Annotated in this window: 14 protein-coding genes; 4 read left to right on the top strand and 10 right to left on the bottom strand. The window is 50.0% G+C overall.

Annotation, left to right across the window (positions count from 1 at the left end):
* Positions 1-36: 36 nt before the first annotated feature.
* The 3 genes from IEY24_RS25480 to IEY24_RS25470 all read left to right on the top strand — a co-directional run bounded on the left by IEY24_RS25480 (position 37) and on the right by IEY24_RS25470 (position 5,955).
* Positions 37-1,218 (top strand): efflux RND transporter periplasmic adaptor subunit, encoded by a 1,182-nt coding sequence (locus IEY24_RS25480; protein ID WP_188937710.1) that lies wholly within the window; start codon positions 37-39, stop codon positions 1,216-1,218.
* A 136-nt stretch (positions 1,219-1,354) separates the two neighbouring features.
* Positions 1,355-4,513, top strand: coding sequence for an efflux RND transporter permease subunit (locus IEY24_RS25475; RefSeq protein ID WP_188937707.1), 3,159 nt, complete (start codon positions 1,355-1,357; stop codon positions 4,511-4,513).
* A 20-nt stretch (positions 4,514-4,533) separates the two neighbouring features.
* Positions 4,534-5,955: an efflux transporter outer membrane subunit gene (locus IEY24_RS25470; RefSeq protein WP_188937705.1), complete on the top strand. Its 1,422-nt coding sequence runs from the start codon at positions 4,534-4,536 to the stop codon at positions 5,953-5,955.
* 110 nt (positions 5,956-6,065) lie between these two features.
* On the opposite strand, the gene rpiA is transcribed toward IEY24_RS25470, so the two are convergent.
* The 3 genes from rpiA to IEY24_RS25455 form a co-directional block, all read right to left on the bottom strand.
* A complete protein-coding gene (rpiA, locus tag IEY24_RS25465; protein WP_188937702.1) occupies positions 6,066-6,746 on the bottom strand; it encodes a ribose-5-phosphate isomerase RpiA in 681 nt (226 codons plus the stop codon).
* Positions 6,747-7,740: 994 nt separating this feature from the next.
* Positions 7,741-8,196 carry a hypothetical protein gene (locus tag IEY24_RS25460; RefSeq protein WP_188937700.1) on the bottom strand — a complete coding sequence of 152 codons (456 nt, stop codon included), beginning with the start codon at positions 8,194-8,196 and terminating at the stop codon, positions 7,741-7,743.
* Between the two features lie 105 nt (positions 8,197-8,301).
* Positions 8,302-8,649, bottom strand: coding sequence for a DUF3997 domain-containing protein (locus IEY24_RS25455; protein ID WP_188937698.1), 348 nt, complete (start codon positions 8,647-8,649; stop codon positions 8,302-8,304).
* 168 nt (positions 8,650-8,817) lie between these two features.
* Here IEY24_RS25455 and IEY24_RS25450 point away from each other — a divergent pair, with 168 nt between their 5' ends.
* On the top strand, positions 8,818-9,033 hold the full coding sequence (locus IEY24_RS25450) for a hypothetical protein (protein ID WP_188937695.1): 216 nt from the start codon (positions 8,818-8,820) through the stop codon (positions 9,031-9,033).
* 40 nt (positions 9,034-9,073) lie between these two features.
* Here IEY24_RS25450 and IEY24_RS25445 read toward each other — a convergent pair whose 3' ends face one another.
* The 7 genes from IEY24_RS25445 to IEY24_RS25415 form a co-directional block, all read right to left on the bottom strand.
* Positions 9,074-10,138 carry an NADH:flavin oxidoreductase/NADH oxidase gene (locus IEY24_RS25445; protein ID WP_188937693.1) on the bottom strand — a complete coding sequence of 355 codons (1,065 nt, stop codon included), beginning with the start codon at positions 10,136-10,138 and terminating at the stop codon, positions 9,074-9,076.
* A 33-nt stretch (positions 10,139-10,171) separates the two neighbouring features.
* Positions 10,172-11,413, bottom strand: a complete 1,242-nt coding sequence (locus IEY24_RS25440; RefSeq protein WP_188937690.1) for an RNA polymerase sigma factor — start codon at positions 11,411-11,413, stop codon at positions 10,172-10,174.
* A gap of 63 nt (positions 11,414-11,476) precedes the next feature.
* Positions 11,477-11,812, bottom strand: coding sequence for a YciI family protein (locus tag IEY24_RS25435; RefSeq protein ID WP_188937689.1), 336 nt, complete (start codon positions 11,810-11,812; stop codon positions 11,477-11,479).
* A 66-nt stretch (positions 11,813-11,878) separates the two neighbouring features.
* Positions 11,879-12,331 (bottom strand): carboxymuconolactone decarboxylase family protein, encoded by a 453-nt coding sequence (locus tag IEY24_RS25430; RefSeq protein ID WP_188937686.1) that lies wholly within the window; start codon positions 12,329-12,331, stop codon positions 11,879-11,881.
* Positions 12,332-12,469: 138 nt separating this feature from the next.
* Entirely contained in the window at positions 12,470-14,176 is a 1,707-nt protein-coding gene (locus tag IEY24_RS25425) for a T9SS type A sorting domain-containing protein (protein ID WP_188937684.1), read from the bottom strand.
* A gap of 252 nt (positions 14,177-14,428) precedes the next feature.
* Entirely contained in the window at positions 14,429-16,249 is a 1,821-nt protein-coding gene (locus IEY24_RS25420) for a T9SS type A sorting domain-containing protein (protein ID WP_188937681.1), read from the bottom strand.
* 149 nt (positions 16,250-16,398) lie between these two features.
* A complete protein-coding gene (locus IEY24_RS25415) occupies positions 16,399-17,907 on the bottom strand; it encodes a glycosyltransferase family 39 protein (protein WP_188937678.1) in 1,509 nt (502 codons plus the stop codon).
* Between the last annotated feature and the right edge of the window lie 13 nt (positions 17,908-17,920).

Genomic DNA, 17,920 nt, shown 5'->3' with positions numbered 1-17,920 from the left:
AAACAACTGATTATCACCGCAAAAATGTCCACATCCATGAAAACCGTTCAACTAAAAACAGCAAAAGGGCTAGCCGCATTTCTGCTACTAGCCGCGGGCTCCGCAGCCATATATAGCTGTGGTTCATCCACCGCCAACGCACCCGCCTCGGCACCGCCTGCGCAGGCATTGCCGGTTATCACTGTTAGCGATCACGAAGTGACCGCGCACCGTGAATTCACCGCGTCCATCCAGGGTAGCCGCGATATCGAGATCCGCCCGCAGGTGGATGGCTACCTCGATCGTATTTCCGTAGACGAAGGCGCATACGTACGCAAGGGCCAGGTGCTGTTCCATATCGACGCCCGCCCATATGCCGAGCAGCTCAATACGGCAAAAGCGAGTCTCCAATCCGCGAAGGCGTCACTGGAAAGTGCCTCGATCAATGTGGAGAAGCTTACTCCGCTGGTAGCCAACAAGGTAGTATCCGACGTTCAGCTAAAAAGTGCGAAAGCGGCGTACGATGCAGCCAAAGCTAATGTAGCCCAGGCGCAGGCAGCCGTGGACGCAGCGAAGATCAACGTAGGTTACACTTCGGTAACGGCTCCGGCTGATGGTTATATCGGTATTATTCCGTTCAAAACCGGTAGCCTCGTAGGCAAGAACACCGTAGAAGCATTGACCGTTCTATCCGAAACGAAAGACATCCACGTGTACTTCTCGATGAGCGAGCTCGATTTCCTCGATTTCAAGCAGGAATTTGAAGGTAATACCATCGAACAGAAGATCAAAAACATCCCGCCGGTTGAACTCGTACTGGCCGACAACAGCATTTTCCCACAAAAAGGAAAGGTGCAAGTCGTTGAAGGACAGTTTGACAAAACCATGGGTGCGATCAACTTCCGCGCAACGTTCCCGAACGGAAACGGATTGCTGCGCTCCGGTAACACGGGCAGGATCCGCATCCCACGCCTGCTTGCGAAATCGGTACTGATCCCGCAGGAAGCCACATTCGAATTGCAGGACAAGGTGTTTGTCTACACCGTGCTCGATAGCAACAAAGTGGAAGGCCGTCCTGTGACAGTCGCCGATCGCAGCGGACGTTATTACCTGATTTCCAAAGGGTTGAAGCCAGGAGAAAAGATCGTATACGCCGGACTCGACAGGTTGCGTGACGGAATGGCCATTGCGCCGCAGAAAATGTCGATGGACAGTCTGCTGCACGCCAATCCGATCTGAGCAGCCGGGTGTAAAAGGTTTACGAATTCCACACCAATTAGCAGGGCACCATCGCATTAACCAATGCGATGGACCGCTCCCGCTTTGCCAAAACACTCGATCATGAGCCCCGTGAACGGGGACAAATTCAAACAATATGTTTCAGAAATTTATAGAAAGGCCCGTCCTTTCGACGGTAATATCCATCCTGATATTGCTCCTGGGGATCATATCGCTCACCACGCTGCCGATAACGAAATTCCCCGACATCGCGCCGCCGACGGTTCAGGTAACCGCCGTGTATCCCGGAGCGAACGCAGAAGTAGTTGCCCGCGCAGTGGCGACACCCATCGAAGAAGCCGTTAACGGGGTTGAGAACATGACCTACATGACGTCGTCGTCGAACAACGACGGTACCATGGCCCTGAACGTGTACTTCAAACAGGGTACCGACCCCGATATCGCTGCCGTAAACGTGCAGAACCGCGTTTCCAAAGCGGTAAGCCAGATTCCGCAAGAGGTTGTACAAGCCGGTATTTCCACGCAAAAGCAACAGAACTCGATCATCATGTTCGTGGCGCTTTCGAGCGAAGACAGTACTTACGACGAGACGTTCCTTTTGAACTACATTAAGATTAACCTCGTACCTCAGTTGCAACGTATACCGGGGGTCGGTCAGGCCCAGCCATTCGGTACGCGCGATTATTCAATGCGTATCTGGCTCAAACCGGACCGCCTCGCAGCCTACGGACTTTCGCCTCAGGAAGTAACCGGCGCTATTCGCGAGCAAAGCCTTGAAGCCGCTCCGGGACGCCTCGGAGAAGCCAGTAAAGAGGTTTTTGAATATGTTTTGAAATACAAAGGGAAACTCACGCAAAACAAAGAATATGAGGATATTATCATCAAAGCCAATAGCGATGGCTCGGTGATCCGCCTCAAAGATGTGGCGCGGGTGGAGTTCGGTTCCTACACTTACTCTTCCAATGGTAAACTGAATGGCAATGCATCGTCGGGTGTGGCTGTGTTCCAAACCGCCGGTACCAACGCGAACGACATTCTGATCCAGTCGGAAAAACTGATAGAAGAATTTTCCAAAACATTGCCGAAAGGTCTGAAAACGACCATTATGTACAACTCGAAGGACTTTCTCGACGAGTCGATCAGCCAGGTACGTTCAACGCTCTTCGAGGCCTTCATCCTCGTGTTTATCGTTGTGTTCATATTCTTGCAGGATTTCCGTTCGACGCTCATTCCGGCTATCGCCGTGCCTGTGGCGATTATCGGTACATTCTTCTTCATGCAGCTTTTCGGCTTCACCATCAACTTCCTGACGCTCTTCGCATTGGTACTCGCGATCGGTATTGTGGTGGATGATGCCATTGTGGTCGTCGAGGCGGTGCACTCGAAGATGGAACGAACGAACCTGGCTGCCAAGAGCGCTACGATTGAATCCATGAACGAGATCTCCGGTGCGATCATTTCGATCACCCTCGTGATGGCGGCGGTATTCGTGCCCGTCGGATTCATGGAAGGCCCGGCCGGTGTATTCTACCGACAGTTTGCATTTACATTAGCCATAGCCATTTTGATTTCCGCATTGAATGCATTGACGCTCAGTCCCGCACTTTGCGCATTGTTTTTGAAAAACCCACATGCAGAAGAAGGCCACGACGGGAAACGCAAAGGTTTCGGCGCACGCTTCTTTGCTGCATTCAATGCAGGGTTTGAGTCGATGACCGGCCGCTATGTGAAAAGTCTCCAATTCCTGATCCGCCGCAAATGGGTGACCATCATCGGATTGCTGGTGATCTCAGGCACAACTCTTTGGCTGACTAAAACAACACCAACCGGCTTCATCCCGACGGAAGACCAGGGCTTCCTCCTGTACGCGCTCAACACACCTCCGGGCAGCTCGCTGGACCGTACTGCGAAGGCCATGGCACAGGTGGATAGCATTGTGAAAAAGTCCCCTATCGCCGACCAGCGCTACATTGTGGAGGGTATGAACATCATTTCCAACTCCAATGCATCGCCTTACGGTGTGGGCTTCATCCGCATGAAACCGAAGGAAGAACGCGGAGAAGTACAGGATTTCAACCAGATCGTGGGTATGATGTCGCAGCAGGTGCGGGCGGTGAACGACGCGAACGCGTTCTTCTTCACCTTCCCTACCGTGGATGGTTTCGGTAACGTCAGTGGTTTCGAGTTTATGTTGCAAGACCGTGGTAACGGTTCTTTGGAGAAACTCGGCACGACCACCAACGCATTCCTCGGCGCATTGATGCAACGTCCTGAAATCGCTTATGCATTCACAACGTTTGCTACGGGTAATCCCCAGTTTATGCTGGAAGTGGATAATGCGAAAGCGAAACAATTGAATGTGCCTGTAAACGACTTGCTGCAAACGCTGCAAATCTACTTTGGTTCAAGTTTCGTGTCGGATTTCAACCGGTTTGGAAAGTACTACCGCGTAATGGCGCAGGCCGATCCGCTGTACCGTAAAGACCCGTCGTCGCTGGATGGTATTTATGTTAAAAACACCGAAGGCGAAATGGTGCCGGCCAACCAGCTGGTGAAGCTGAAACGCGTGTTCGGACCTGAAACCGTGACCCGTAACAACCTTTACAATGCTGTTATGATCAACGGAACGCCGAAACCGGGTTACAGTACGGGTGACGCGATCCGCGCCGTGCAGGAAACCGCTGAGAAGGTTTTGCCGAACAACTACAAAACCGAATGGACGGGTATGACGCGTGAAGAAATCAACTCCGGCTCGCAGATCATCCTGATCTTCGTACTCAGCCTCGTGTTTGTATACTTCCTGCTCGCGGCACAGTATGAAAGCTACATCCTGCCATTCGCGGTGATCCTGACGATTCCGCTTGGGGTATTCGGTTCAATGCTGTTCATCAACTGGATGGGCATCGAGAACAATATATATGTACAGGTTGGACTGATCATGCTCATCGGGTTGCTCGCGAAGAATGCGATCCTGATCATCGAGTACGCCGTACAGCGCCGCAATGCGGGTATGAGCATCGTAGAATCGGCATTAGAAGCTTCACGGCTCCGTCTGCGCCCGATCCTGATGACCTCCTTCGCATTCATCGTCGGTCTGTTACCACTGATGCGCGCAACCGGTGGTTCAGCGCTAGGTAACCGTTCGATCGGTACCGGTGCGGTAGGCGGTATGCTTACGGGCGTAATCCTGGGGGTATTCGTGATCCCGGTTCTGTACGTGATCTTCCAGTATTTGCAGGAAAAAGTCGTCAAAAAACCGGTTCAGCCGAAACTGGCCGAGGCAGAAGCGATCTAGTCCATTATTAGAATAACATCATGAAAAATATATTTAGATTAACGCAAATACCCGTTCTGATCCTGCTGGTAACCCTGCTCGCCTCTTGCAAGGTGAGCAAGGACTACCAGCGTCCGGAACTGGCACTGCCTACGGAATACCGCAATGTGCCTTATGGCGATACCGCTACCATCGCGGATATGGGTTGGAAGCAGTTCTTTCCCGATACCACGCTGCAACGGCTCATCGAGCGCGGCATTGCTTACAATTATGACCTGCAAATCGCGCTGAAACGCATCGACATCGCGCAACAACAGGTGAAGCAAGCCCGATTGCTGCAACTCCCACGCCTCGACCTGCGCGTTGCGGGCACGTACAACAACCCTTCGAACAATAGTTTGAACGGGCTCAGCGCCAGCAGCTTCCTGAAATCGAGCCATATCGAGAACTACATTGCCTCGGTGGATTTGTCGTGGGAAGCCGATATCTGGGGCAAGATCCGCCGTCAGCAACAGGCGACCATGGGTCAGTACCTGCAGACTTATGAAGCTACCAAAGCCGTACAAACGCGGCTCGTAGCCGATATTGCGAAAGGGTTTTTCAACCTGCTCATGCTGGATAAGCAGCTCGAAGTGGCCAAACACAACCTCGAACTGAGCAATAACACATTGAAGCTCACTAACCTGCTGAAAGACGCCGGCGAAGTAACGTCGCTCTCCGTACAGCAATCGGAAGCGCAACGCGAGGCCATCGCATTGCTCATTCCGCAGCTCGAACAGGACATTACCATTCAGGAAAACGCATTGCAGGTACTGACCGGCCAAATGCCGAATGCGATTGACCGGAAAGTAAAACTGGCCGATTTCAAAGCGAATGACAGCCTCGCTACCGGTGTACCGGCAGCGCTCGTGAGCCGTCGGCCCGACGTGCGCGCCGCTGAAATGTCGGTGCTCATCGCGAACGCGCAGCTGGGCATAGCGCAGGCGAGCATGTACCCGTCGCTTGTCATTTCAGCCAGCGGAGGTATCGAATCGTTCAAATCGAGCAACTGGTTCAACATCCCGGGTTCGTTGTTCGGTATTGCGGCCGGTACCATTGCCCGGCCGATTTTTGCCAGAAGACAATTGAAAACCAACCTGGAAGTCGCCAAAATCGAGCGTGAGCAATCGGTACTGGAATTCCGGCAATCCGTTTTGAACGCGGTGGGTGAAGTTTCCAACTCGCTGGTTCAAACAAAAAAACTGAAAGAACAGGAAGCCATCGCCAGCAACCAGGTAAATATCCTGACACAAGCCATTTCCAATGCGCAGCTGCTCTACCAGAGCGATATGGCCAACTACCTGGAAGTGATCACTGCCCAGAGCAGTGCATTGCAGGCCGAGCTCAATCTCGCATTCATCCGCAGCCAGTCGCTCGTAGCGCGCGTAGACCTCTACCGCAGCCTCGGTGGTGGCTGGAAATAGATTCCACTCAGACCTACATACACTATAGTTAGCGTCTTTGTTAAGTGTAGTAAGCACAAAAAGCCGTCAGACTCGATCCGACGGCTTTTGTATTGTATACCAAATGTTGTTCAGGGCTTTGTGAATGTCTCGGTAGTGTCGTCCACACCCATAATCACGGTCGTGGCAATATCAATGAACAATCCATGCTCCACCACACCGACAATGCGGGTTAGCTGATCGGCCAGCAGAGCGGGGTCCTGAATCAACCCAAAGTCCCCATCAATCAGCACATTCCCCTGCTCGGTAATCAATGGTTTGCCATCCACCAGCCGGATTTTGCCTGATCCATTGAGTTTCGTAATCTGGGCTAAAACATAGTTCTGCGCGTAAGGAATCACCTCTATCGGCACTGTAAACTTGCCCAGGAACTCAACTTTTTTTGTAGAATCCGTGATAATGATTTCCTGCTTCGAGAGTGATGCGACCACCTTCTCCTTTAACAGAAAGCTGCCGCCGCCTTTGATAAGCTGCAAATCGGCAGTAAACTCATCGGCGCCATCTATCGTAATATCGATCGAATCCACGTCTTCGATTTTCAGTAAAGGAATATTCAACGACTCGGCCAGTTCACGGGTCTTTTCGGAAGTGGGTACGCCTTTGATATCCAGCCCATTTTTCACCAGTTCACCGATTTCTGCAATGGCAATATAAGCGGAGCTCCCGGAGCCGAGGCCGACGATCTGGCCATTGCAGAGGTATTTGACCGCATCTTTCGCGGCTAGTGTTTTTTCGTATTTGAGATCTTTCATTTTGTGATTGTAAATACTGAGAACCAACTACTTCCTGTCCACTTAGTCCGAGAGTGTCTCCCAAATTAGCATCAGACCAAGCACTATACTAAGAATAGCCGAAAAAACGAGTTTGGGGGTGCTTATTGGGGTGTCTTTGTAATCGGCATCTTGTATTTTTTTTACCAGCCAATATACACCCATCGTCACCAAGATGATTCCTCCGACAATTTTAAGATAATGGGCCATTGTGTTTATTCCGTGACTGTTCTACTGCCCAACGCATTTGATCACCATCGCACACCCGACAACAATCAGGATTACCCCTGCCGATATCCATTGACCATTTCCAAACGTCATTTGAAAATCCTTTCGTGTCACCCTGTCAGCTATCATTAAAAAACCTCCGATAATAAGTAGAAAACCCATCGAGAAATTATACCAATCCATCGCTATTAGTGCCATACATTGCTGTTTAGGTTGCTTCCGTTCCCACACTATCTTCATTTGCAAATCTCCGGCTTTGCGCGACGGATCTTCCCAGTCTCGTCGGTGCTAACTGCTATTTCTGAATCAGCCGCATCACCGTATGTGTGATTGGTAATTATGTATTGATGTTTCGGTAATAGTCGAAAGCTATCTACTGGCAGCGCAACATCTCCCCTCGTCAGTGTATAAGATGAGCTTGGTGAATCCAAATGAAAGACATTCACCCCCTCCGTTCCAGCCTTCCTGTGAAACTCCCATACTTCTCCCTTTTCAGATTCAATGAATAAATATGATATGTCTTTGCCATTACACGTTTTTATTGTTTGTGCTTCAAGGTCGTAATGGATTTGATTATCATAACAAGACATGGCTAATAGCATCATGGCTCCTACTACGCAATTTATAATCCCCTTTTGATTCATGACGCTTGTTCTTTCCTGTCTATTTTCACCTGTTTCTTGCGCATTCCTTCACACGAACGGAAAAATTCTTTCTCGCCATGATAATCATAACCGCATCGCCATTGCTAAGCATCAATTCTTCCATTCTTCAACGCCAGAAGTTTTGCATTGACTTTCTTTGCATAGTATTCCCGATCCATTTTAAAGAAAAGCTTCCACGCTTCCATTCCGCCAAGAGCGAATGCGTATACCGTATTGTCATCCAGAAAAAGGCCATATTCATACCTGGATATACCGATGGTCTCAACCTTTTTAAATCTTTCGATGCTGACGATCTGCTTTTTATACAGGTTCTTGAAATGGATATTCCCGTTTTCATACCATATGCTCCAAAAGTCACGACTGCGGTAATGAAGGAAACCAAAAACAGCTGCCTCAATCATAGCGATTGCAAGCAGGTTCGGGTTAAAATCCCAAATGAAGAATGGCACCAGGGACACAGCATTTAATCCAGTAAACACCCACAGCAAGGCCTGCATGGCACCCGCGTCATAGTTGCTAATTTTCATCTTGTCGTTCATCGCTGTTGACGGGTAAGTCGGCTTCTACTTCATAACGGTGATATCCGAATCGGCGGCGCCACCATATGTGTGGTTTGGAATTGCTAAGACGTTCAATTCCATTTTTCAGTCTTCCAGAAAACGTACGGGCGTTCGGATCCTCATTTTCTTACACGTCTCATTAAAGTCTGAAAGAACCATAGGCCCCATTACACCTTGCTCCGGCATTCGTAGCCTTTCAACGTCCGTATCAACGATATAATAGAGTGGCTTCCGCGTGCTTTTCGGCTCCAAGAAAAACTTTGGTCTCTGCTTCACCAAAATATATTTCCCGCTTAAGGCGTAACCAACAACGGTTGGCCCAACTACTCCCACATAATCCCGGTCATTGACACTGAACGAAAGCGAACGCTCCTCCGCGTCATAATCCATATCCACCAGGTAAAAATCCTGTGTTACATGCGTTGTGTCCATGCCCTCACACGCACAGGTAAGCAAACCGAGGAGAATGAACTGCAAAAACCATTTGCGCGGCAAGGTTTTTGCACAGAATCCGGCAAAGGGAGGCCCCTGGCCGGTTACGGAACATATTTTTAATAAATCACACATAACAACAGCCTTATGCCCAAATACATGCTTACTATGTCTGCGAAAAAAGATGGGGTAATTTTAACCAACTCGTACAGTTTCGAAGCAAAAACACTTTTCTCCGAAGATATGCTGATCAACGATTTTCGGGAATTTTATCCGGGTCACGAAGATATTCGTGTAATGTCCTACATCGAAATTGCGTCCGATCTTCGGATGAGGCCCATCATCGATAATTCGCCGGTCCTGAGCAAGCTAGCTTACGCATGAGGCAGTGGCCGGAAAGTGATGAATGCGGCAAAGGGACCTTTCACCATTTCCCGCGCTCGTACTGCACCGGCCACGCGACGGTATCTTTCAAGTCCCGCGCAGCTTCCAGCGGAAAGTACGGATTCCGCAAAATCTCCCTGGCCATAATAATCATATCCGCATCGCCATTCACCAGAATCGTTTCGGCCTGGATGGAATTGGTGATCATACCCACGGTGCCGGTAAGAATGCCGGTTTCGCGTTTGATACGTGAGGCGAACGGGAGTTGGTATGCCGGACCGACCGGAATTTGCTGGTGGGCAGCTAGACCACCTGTCGATACGTCGATCAGGTCGATGCCTTTTTCTTTGAGAATCTCTGCGAGTTGCACCGATTCATCGGCATTCCAGCCACCTTCGGCCCAGTCCGTAGCAGAAATGCGGGTAAATAACGGCAGATCGGTCGGCCATACTGTTTGGATACCCTCGATAATGCGCAGCAGCAGGCGAATGCGGTTCTCAAAACTCCCGCCATATTCGTCAGTGCGGTGGTTACTGAGCGGCGACAGGAACTGATGCACTAGGTAGCCGTGCGCGGCATGGATTTCGATCACTTTAAAGCCGGCTTGCAATGCCCTTTTGGCGGCGGCGGTGAAGTCAGCAACAACTTTATCGATACCCGCAACGTCTAATGCGACCGGCTTAGGGTAAGTATCCGAGAATGGAACCGCCGACGCCGACACCGTCTGCCATCCCCCCTCGCCCTGAGGCACCTCGGCACGGCCCTTCCAGGGTACCGCAGTACTGGCCTTCCTGCCCGCGTGAGCGAGCTGCACGCCCGGCACACATCCCTGCGCGCTGATGAACGCGGTGATCTGCGAGAGTTTTTCGATGTGCTCGTCCTTCCAGATGCCCAGGTCCTCGGAGGAAATGCGGCCTTCGGGTGATACGCCGGTGGCTTCGGTAATGATCAGTCCCGCACCGCCTACGGCACGGCTGCCGAGGTGGACGAGATGCCAGTCGGTGGCGAAACCATCGACGGACGAGTATTGGCACATGGGGGAAACGACGATCCGGTTTTTGAACTGGACGCTTTTAATGGTAATCGGTGAAAACAGCTTTGACATGTTGGCAGAATTAGATTGGGCTAATATAGACTATCAACCCGCATTATCCTGCAAACGTGCGATATTCCTGAACAGGATTGCTTTGTCCGACTCCGAATGCGCGAGTTTAATGGCCGTCTCATAATGCGTAGTAGCCTGCGTATCGTCTATACCGGCATAGAGATTGCCGAGCAACGAGTAATAAAAATGGTTATTGGTCAGGTTCAAATGCTCCGCCTCCCCGATCGCGGCTTCTTTTCCGCTCACTTTGGCAAGCGCGTAAATCCGGTTCAATGCGGCGATGGGCGAATACTCGATGGCCAGCAAATGGTTGTAAAGATCCAGGATATGCGTCCACTTTTCGTGCGAATCTTCCTTATGGGTATGCCAATAGGCAATGCCGGCTTCGAGATGGTAACGGCTCAGTTTTTCACCGGTCGAAGCACGGCTCAGATAATACGTCCCGCGTTCGATGAGTTCCCGGTTCCAGAGCGATTCGTCTTGATCTTCGTAGAGCACCATTTCGCCATTCCGATTGGTACGCGCTTCGAAGCGCGACGAATGGAAGCACATCAGCGAAAGCAATGCACTCGCTTCGGGGCGGTCGGTCAATTCATTGTCTATTAAAAGGAAATTGAGGCGCATGGCTTCCGCACAAAGCTCCTTACGCAATGTAGTGTTCTGGGAAATAGAGTAATACCCTTCGGAATAGAGTAAATAAATGGTGGTCAGTACGGTTTCCAGCCGCTCGCCGATCTCGGGCACGCTGGGCTGTGTGATGCTGATCCTTCCTTCTTTCAATTTTTCCTTCGCGCGTTGGATCCGCTTGTACACGACTTCCTTGTTCAGCAAAAAAGCATCGGCGATTTCCTGCACACCAAAACCGCAAAGCAGGTTCAGCGCGAGCGCCACCTGCGACTCCGCTGGAATAAGCGGGTTACAAACCGCGAAAATCATCGCCAACTGGCTATCCGTGATATTTTTTGGCGACATATCGATATCTATTTCCGCTTCTTTGTCCGACGAATAGCGGATCTCCGACGCCACCTTTTGCTCGAATACCGTATTGCGCTTCAGATAATTCTTTGTCCGGTTTTTTGCAACGGTATACAGCCAGGCGGCAGGGTTTTCGGGCACTCCTTTGATGGCCCAGGTTTCAGCGGCAGCCAGAAATGTATCACTCGCAATGTCCTCGGCGACCTCGACGTGCTCGATCCCGAAAAGGTAGCATAGCACGGCCACCAGTTTGCGGTATTCAGTCCGGAAAAGGTGCGGCAACAGTTCTTTTTCCTCCATGATAGTAAGGTCCGGCGGGAAAGCCGGACCTCGCAAATATCAAAAAGGATCAGCAAACTGCAATCAGAGCGCCTTCCGGATTTCCACATTTCCGCCGAATTCCAGAATAGGCACAGCTTTGGCAAACTCGGCGGCCTCTTCATAATTCGCCGCGCGGATGATCACCGCCCCGCCTATCGCCTCCTTGATCTCCGCATAGGGACCATTGAGCACAGTCTTTTGGGCATTTACCACCAGGCCTTCCCCATCCCACCGCCTCTGGAGCACAATCCGGTCTTCGGAGGCCATCTTATCATACCAGGCATGCCATTTCTGGAAATGCTCCTGCAATTGCTCGGGGGACGGCTGATTTTCCCTGTTCTGAAAATCGCGTCGGAATACCAATAAGAACTCGTCCATGATTCGGTACTGTTTTTTAAAGTGGCTAAGTTGTTTGAATGCGAAATCTAATCAGTTTTGGGCAAATCAACCGAACTGGCCTACCTGGTAAGTCCCGATCGCGGCCGGGAATGCGATGTTAATGCGGTTCCAGCTGTTGATCGCCGTAACGACCATCGTCAGGTCTACGATCTCTTCTTCTGAAAACTGCGCGGCCACTTCCTTGTACACCTCGTCGGTCACGTGCAGGGCATTAACGGCTTCGGCCCATGTAAATGCGGCACGTTCGCGGTCGGTATAGTAAGGTGTCTCGCGCCACGCGCTCAGGCCGTACAGGCGCTGCTCGGTTTCGCCCATGGCACGCAGCTCTTTGGAATGCATATCAAGGCAATAAGCGCATCCGTTGATCTGAGATATGCGAAAGTCGATCAGCTCTACCAACTGACGGCCAAGCGTCGATTTTTTGATATAGCCATTGATACCGAAAAGTGGCTTTACTGCATTTTGTCCTTTTTCGAAGAAATTAAGTCTGGTTTCCATTTTTGAGAAATTTTTGAGTTAAAAAACCTAATGACAACCGACTTTCCGGATCTGGACAGAACTTGGAAAAAATTTCAAAAAAAATCTCCGGTCCTCAAACGGAACCGGAGAAAGAAAATTTAACGTGAATAAATAGGCTTAAAGAATAGCAATGCGCTGCTTTTGCACCATTCCGCCCTGCCTCCTGATATGAACCTGGTACATCCCCTTAGCCAGTCCTTTGATCGGGAGCTTGTCAGGAACGCTGCTGGTTTCATACACCTTTTTACCCTCGGTGCTGATAATCTGAAGCAGGACAATTCCTTTGTTATCTTCCACGTTCAGCACATCCGAAACGGGATTTGGATAAACAATCGCAGGTATCTTGCCTGCCCCGTCAAATTTAAGCGTCACAATCTGGCTGTAAGCATAGGAACCGTCGAGATCTTTCATTTTGAGACGATAATAGTTCGGTCCGTCGGCGGGTGTAAGATGAATCCATTGGTAGTCGACAAGCTTGTTGCTTTTACCCGCCGCATCCTGCTCACCAGCCTTGTACCACGTTGCAGCATCCAGACTATGCTCAATTTCAAAGACAGCGCTGTTGCTTTCCTCAGTCGTTGCCCATTGTAAAAGCGCGGTGCGGTCTTCGATAGTCGCTTTAAAATGAGACAGGGTTACCGGAAGCGTCGAACAACCAATTTGCACGGCAGCCTGAGTTTCACAACCAGGACCGTTTCCACTGATGGTCGCAGTGTTGGTGCTGATAAAACTACAAACCGCGGAAATCGAACACGAGGTCAATTTGATATTGTTGCTGATTGCCAGTCCACCGATTGTGAGCGCAGCAACCCTCTCGTTGGAGCCCGTCCGTCCCCCGCTGATACCTGCGCCCAGGCGGGAGATGCTGGTCAGCTCCGGGTTGCCACTGATCTGCAACCATCCTACATTCGTCAACCCCTCCAATCCCGATAAACCGGTCAGCAAGTCGTTATTCCGGATGATAAAGTTGGTTGCCGAAAGCAGATTATCCAATCCCGCCAGGCTGGTAAGGCCGCCGTTTTCTCCCACCACCAACCAGTATACGCCCCTTACATTCTCCAATCCCGATAAATCAGGCAGCAGGTCGTTGTCGGTGATATATGCCTCGCTCAAATAATTAAGGTTAGTCAGGCCATTTAAGCTGGTAAGGTTCTTATTTGAGCTTACGTGCATCTGATATGTGACGGAAGTTAACGTCTCTAATCCTGAAAAATCCGTCAACGCATCGTTTTCCCCTATGTTGATCCGGCTCACGGTGGTCAGGCTATTCAATCCGTTGAAACTGGCCAGGCTTTTGTTTGAACCTATCGCCAGAATGTCGGTGACGGTTGTTAAGGCTCCTAGTCCGGCCAGGCTGGTCAGTGAATCGTTGTTGGTAATGTAAAATGTCTTTGCATCCGTCAGACTATCCAGCCCTTCCAGATCAACAAGCCCCTTATTGTAGCGAATATGGGTAGTACCGCCAGCAGATTTCAACCGCTCCAATCCTGTCAAATCAGTCAAAAGATCATTCGTGTAGATCAATAAATGCTGGGCCGCCGTCAGGTTATTCAATCCGTTCAGGCTCGAAAGGGCCGGATTATTCTGGATCGTAAGCTTTCCATTTATTATTTCGACATTTTGCAATGGGCTGAGGTCTGTAATATCCGCTCCTGTAACGGTAATATCTCCGTTAACTGTCTTACAGGTTGAGCTAAATGAATTAACCAATGCCTGTGAGTCGAGGCGCAGATTCGTAAAGTTGCAGGTTTGGGCTTTCAGCGCAGAGAAAACCAGTGCATTAAGCAGGCAAATTTGGGCAAACTTGCATAGAGTTGTTTTCATGAGCAGTAAGATTAACGTTGAGTATGACGGCTTGAATATAATTGATTTATAGGCGAATAACTATTACCAAATAGTAAAATTTCCTGTTCTGTTTGCATCTATCGGAGTCTGTTTAGAACAAACGCAGGGACACGCATTCAAGGCCGACCTGCACGCCATTTCCGAGGCCGTGGCACATATTGTCGGTCAACTGATCAGCAAAGGGAGGCGACTTGCCCACGTCTCCCCTACGCTACAAATACGGGTACTGAGTTATCGTACCACGATTATCTTCTGGAACTGCACAGCTCCTGCTTTTGTCTTGATTTGCCCCACGTAAATCCCCGGGGTGAGACGATCTACGGAAATACCTGCCCTGGTATTTTCAAAAGACCGTAACATGATTCGTCCGGCGCTGTTAACCATCGTGATCGATTCTATTTTTGCTGCTTCTGCCGGATCACAGTATAATTTGTCGGATACGGGATTAGGATAAAGGATACTTCGGAGCTTCTTCCCAAATAACAGGCTGATCGTCCTGCTGTATGCAAAAATACCATTCGTGTCGACCATTTTGAGGCGGTACAGGTTTGCCTGGCCATGGGGATCTTCATCCGATGGATTGTCGTCTGTGAAAGCGTACGACCTGAGCTGATCACTTTTAACGGCCGCCCATACACGTCCCAGCGTTTTCCAGTTATGGCCGTCACCACTTTTTTGAACGTCAAAGTATGCCGAATTGCTTTCCATGGTTGTCGCCCAGCTCAGCAGCACCTGGTTTTCTTTCTTGACAGCTTCAAAAGTGATGATTGTAACCGGCAGCGGAGGCCCCAATTTGAAAATATAAGCAGACCCGAAGTTATCGTCTGAATAAGCCCCTACAAGGGTAAAATCTCCGCTCATCGATGTCGCAACACCAAAATTACCACCGTGGGAGACATTCTGCATCGGCCCCCAATTATCGAGCCCTCCCAGATCTTTCTTAAAAAAGTCAGCCGAACTTTGTCCGCCCACCACGGCATAATCACCGCTGATTGCCACCGAAGCGCCCCCGCCGGGCCGTTTTTGTACCTGCCCCCAATTATCAATTCCTCCCTGATCTTTCTTAAAAATATAACCTCCCTTTGTATAAGCCGCCACAATGGCATAATTGCCGTCGATCGATACAGACCAGCCAAAAGCGTCGCCGCTAGCCCGGTCGGCGGCCGTGACTTTTTTCACTTGTCCCCAATTGTCAGCTCCCCCCTGATCTTTCTTAAAAATATAGGCGGATCCTGATCCATCCAAACTATTGTTTTCCAGGCTGTCTTCATCTTCAAAATTGGCTCCCACGATGGCATAGTCGCCACTTATGGAGACAGAAACGCCGAACCAATCTACGATGCCGCGTACAGAAGCCGTAATTTTTTTCACCTGCCCCCAGTTGTCCGTACCACCCTGGTCCTTTTTGAAAATATAAGCCGAGCCCGAATTGTCCAGCGTATTGGTTTCATTTACGTCGTCGTCTTCCAAATACGCACTTACAATGGCGTAATTGCCGCTCATCGATACCGAATAACCGAATCTGTCTTGTACATCACGTGTGGAAGCCGTTATTTTTTTCAGCAAACCCCAGTTGTCCGGCCCTCCCTGGTCCTTTTTGAAAATATAAGCCGAGCCTGCATTGAACAAAGTATTGGTCTCCAGCGCATCGTCGTCCTCCTGGTGGGCACCAACGATGGCATAGTCCCCACTGATGGAGACCGAAACTCCAAAGTTGTCAGCAAACTCACGGACAGGTGCCGTGATCTTTTTCACCTGGACCCAGTTTCCGGCATCGTTGTAAAGGATATAAGCAGCTCCCGTAAGTGCGACCGTATCTAATCCATTTCCGTCTTCACTTTCACGATAGGATCCAACGATAGCATAATTTCCGGATATTGACACGGCAGATCCGTACTCATCGTTGGCGGTTCTTGCCGAAGAAGCGTCATTGTTTTGTGCTGTAACTTTGATCATCTGATTCCAGCTTTGACCAAAAGTATGAACTGTGCTGATCAGGAAAATGGTGTAAAAAAGGACCATTTTCAGTAAGGTTTGCAGAGGAGGTTTCATATCAGTTAAGTTTGATAGATTGAAAACTTTAACCAACAAAAACAGTATAATTATGTAACCGTTTAGCTATATGAAGTTACACAATTTCCCTCAATATTCCTATTTTAAAACAACCTTATTTCCCCCTGGCCGGACAGATTTTATGCCCCTTACCACCGCTCCTCGGCTATTTCCTTTTCGATGCGTGCATTGATATCGATTCGCGCGTCGCGGAAAATGAATACCGTCGTCCCCCATTCGCGGGCGTAGCGGTTTGTCACCGAATCTGCCGCAAAGCCCGTCGCAAATAACGGTCCGGTTTCCTTCATTTCGACCTCCCGCTCATGCCAGCTTTTGACTCGGATGAGATGTTTGTACTTCTTTGAAAGGTCAAACCAATCCACATAATCCGCATTGAAAGTTACGGCACGGACGCCCGTTTTGGAATAGTAATTAATGGCTCCGGCCTGCCCGTAATTATCGCAAAGCACGAGCGTTGCCGCTTTGTCCGGCATCAATGCGTAAGCTGCATCCACTTTGCCCGCCAACTCGCGCCAGCCCAGCATGTCGGCAAAATCCTGGGGCAACTGGTGATCCTTGCCATCTTCCCAGCGCAGAAGTCCCAGTTTTCGATAGCGCTCCGGATTCGCGGCGATCTGTTCCGGCGTTTTGTTAGGAAATGCTACATTAAACAGCGGTATAAAAAGAGCAACGGGGATCAGAACGAACACGCCTCGCAACCAGGCCACATTCACTTTTGAACCAATATAAACCGCCCCGAAAGCAATGTAGACCGGGTAAATGCCGATCGCGTAATAACCCTTCGCGCGCAGGTACGTGAAGACGGCCAGGGTAATGATCATGGAGAAAAAGAACAGCCGGTAGGGTGCAAATGGCTTGTAGGTTAGCAAACCATAGAGCCCTGCCGCAATGACGAATAAAGAGCCTATGAAAAACAGCAGTTGCTCTTTCAGAAAATCGGCGCGGTTGACGTTCACGAGCTGTGTTTCGGCCAGCAGTTTCATGTGGTGAAAAACCGGGAACTTGTGCTGGCATTGCCACACGAGGTTGGGTGCGATTAACAGCAATGCAAGTAATAATGCTAGGCAAACGTGCTTGTTGAACAGCAAGTTGCGCTGCGGCGTAAGCAGTATGGCCGGAAGCAGGCCCACCGCAGCGAACGCAATATTGTATTTATTTAAAACACCTAACGCGAACACTGCCGCAAAACCGTAAAGCCAGCGATGGTCCCTCGACTGAATAAAACTGATCAGAATATAATACAGCGCCGTCCAGCACAGGACATCGATGGAATTTGGTTGAAATAACTGATTTAACCTTAACAAAACCGAGAACAATACGCAAGAGCCAGCCAGGACGCAGGCATATAGGCCTCCCCCCAACCGCTCGACTGTCCGCCAGACAACAAGCATCGTCAACGCGCCGAACAATGCCGGAAAGAACCGGACCGTCCATTCCCCATTCCCCAAAACGCCGATCAGCCAGGCAATCCAGGAGGTAACCGGCGGCACCGACATAAAACCCCACGCCAGGTGGTTGCCCTGGTCGAGGTGAAGATATTCGTCGCGGTGCAGGTCGTAACCGGGGATAATGAGGAAATATTGTAACAGGAATTTCAGGGCGATAAATGCAAGAAGCAAAGCGGTTTTCTTGGTCATACGTGTTTGAGCT

This window comes from Dyadobacter endophyticus (assembly GCF_014641595.1).
Lineage (GTDB): Bacteria > Bacteroidota > Bacteroidia > Cytophagales > Spirosomataceae > Dyadobacter > Dyadobacter endophyticus.
The sequence above is the reverse complement of the archived record's forward strand: the minus strand, read 5'-3'. Positions and strand labels throughout refer to the sequence as shown.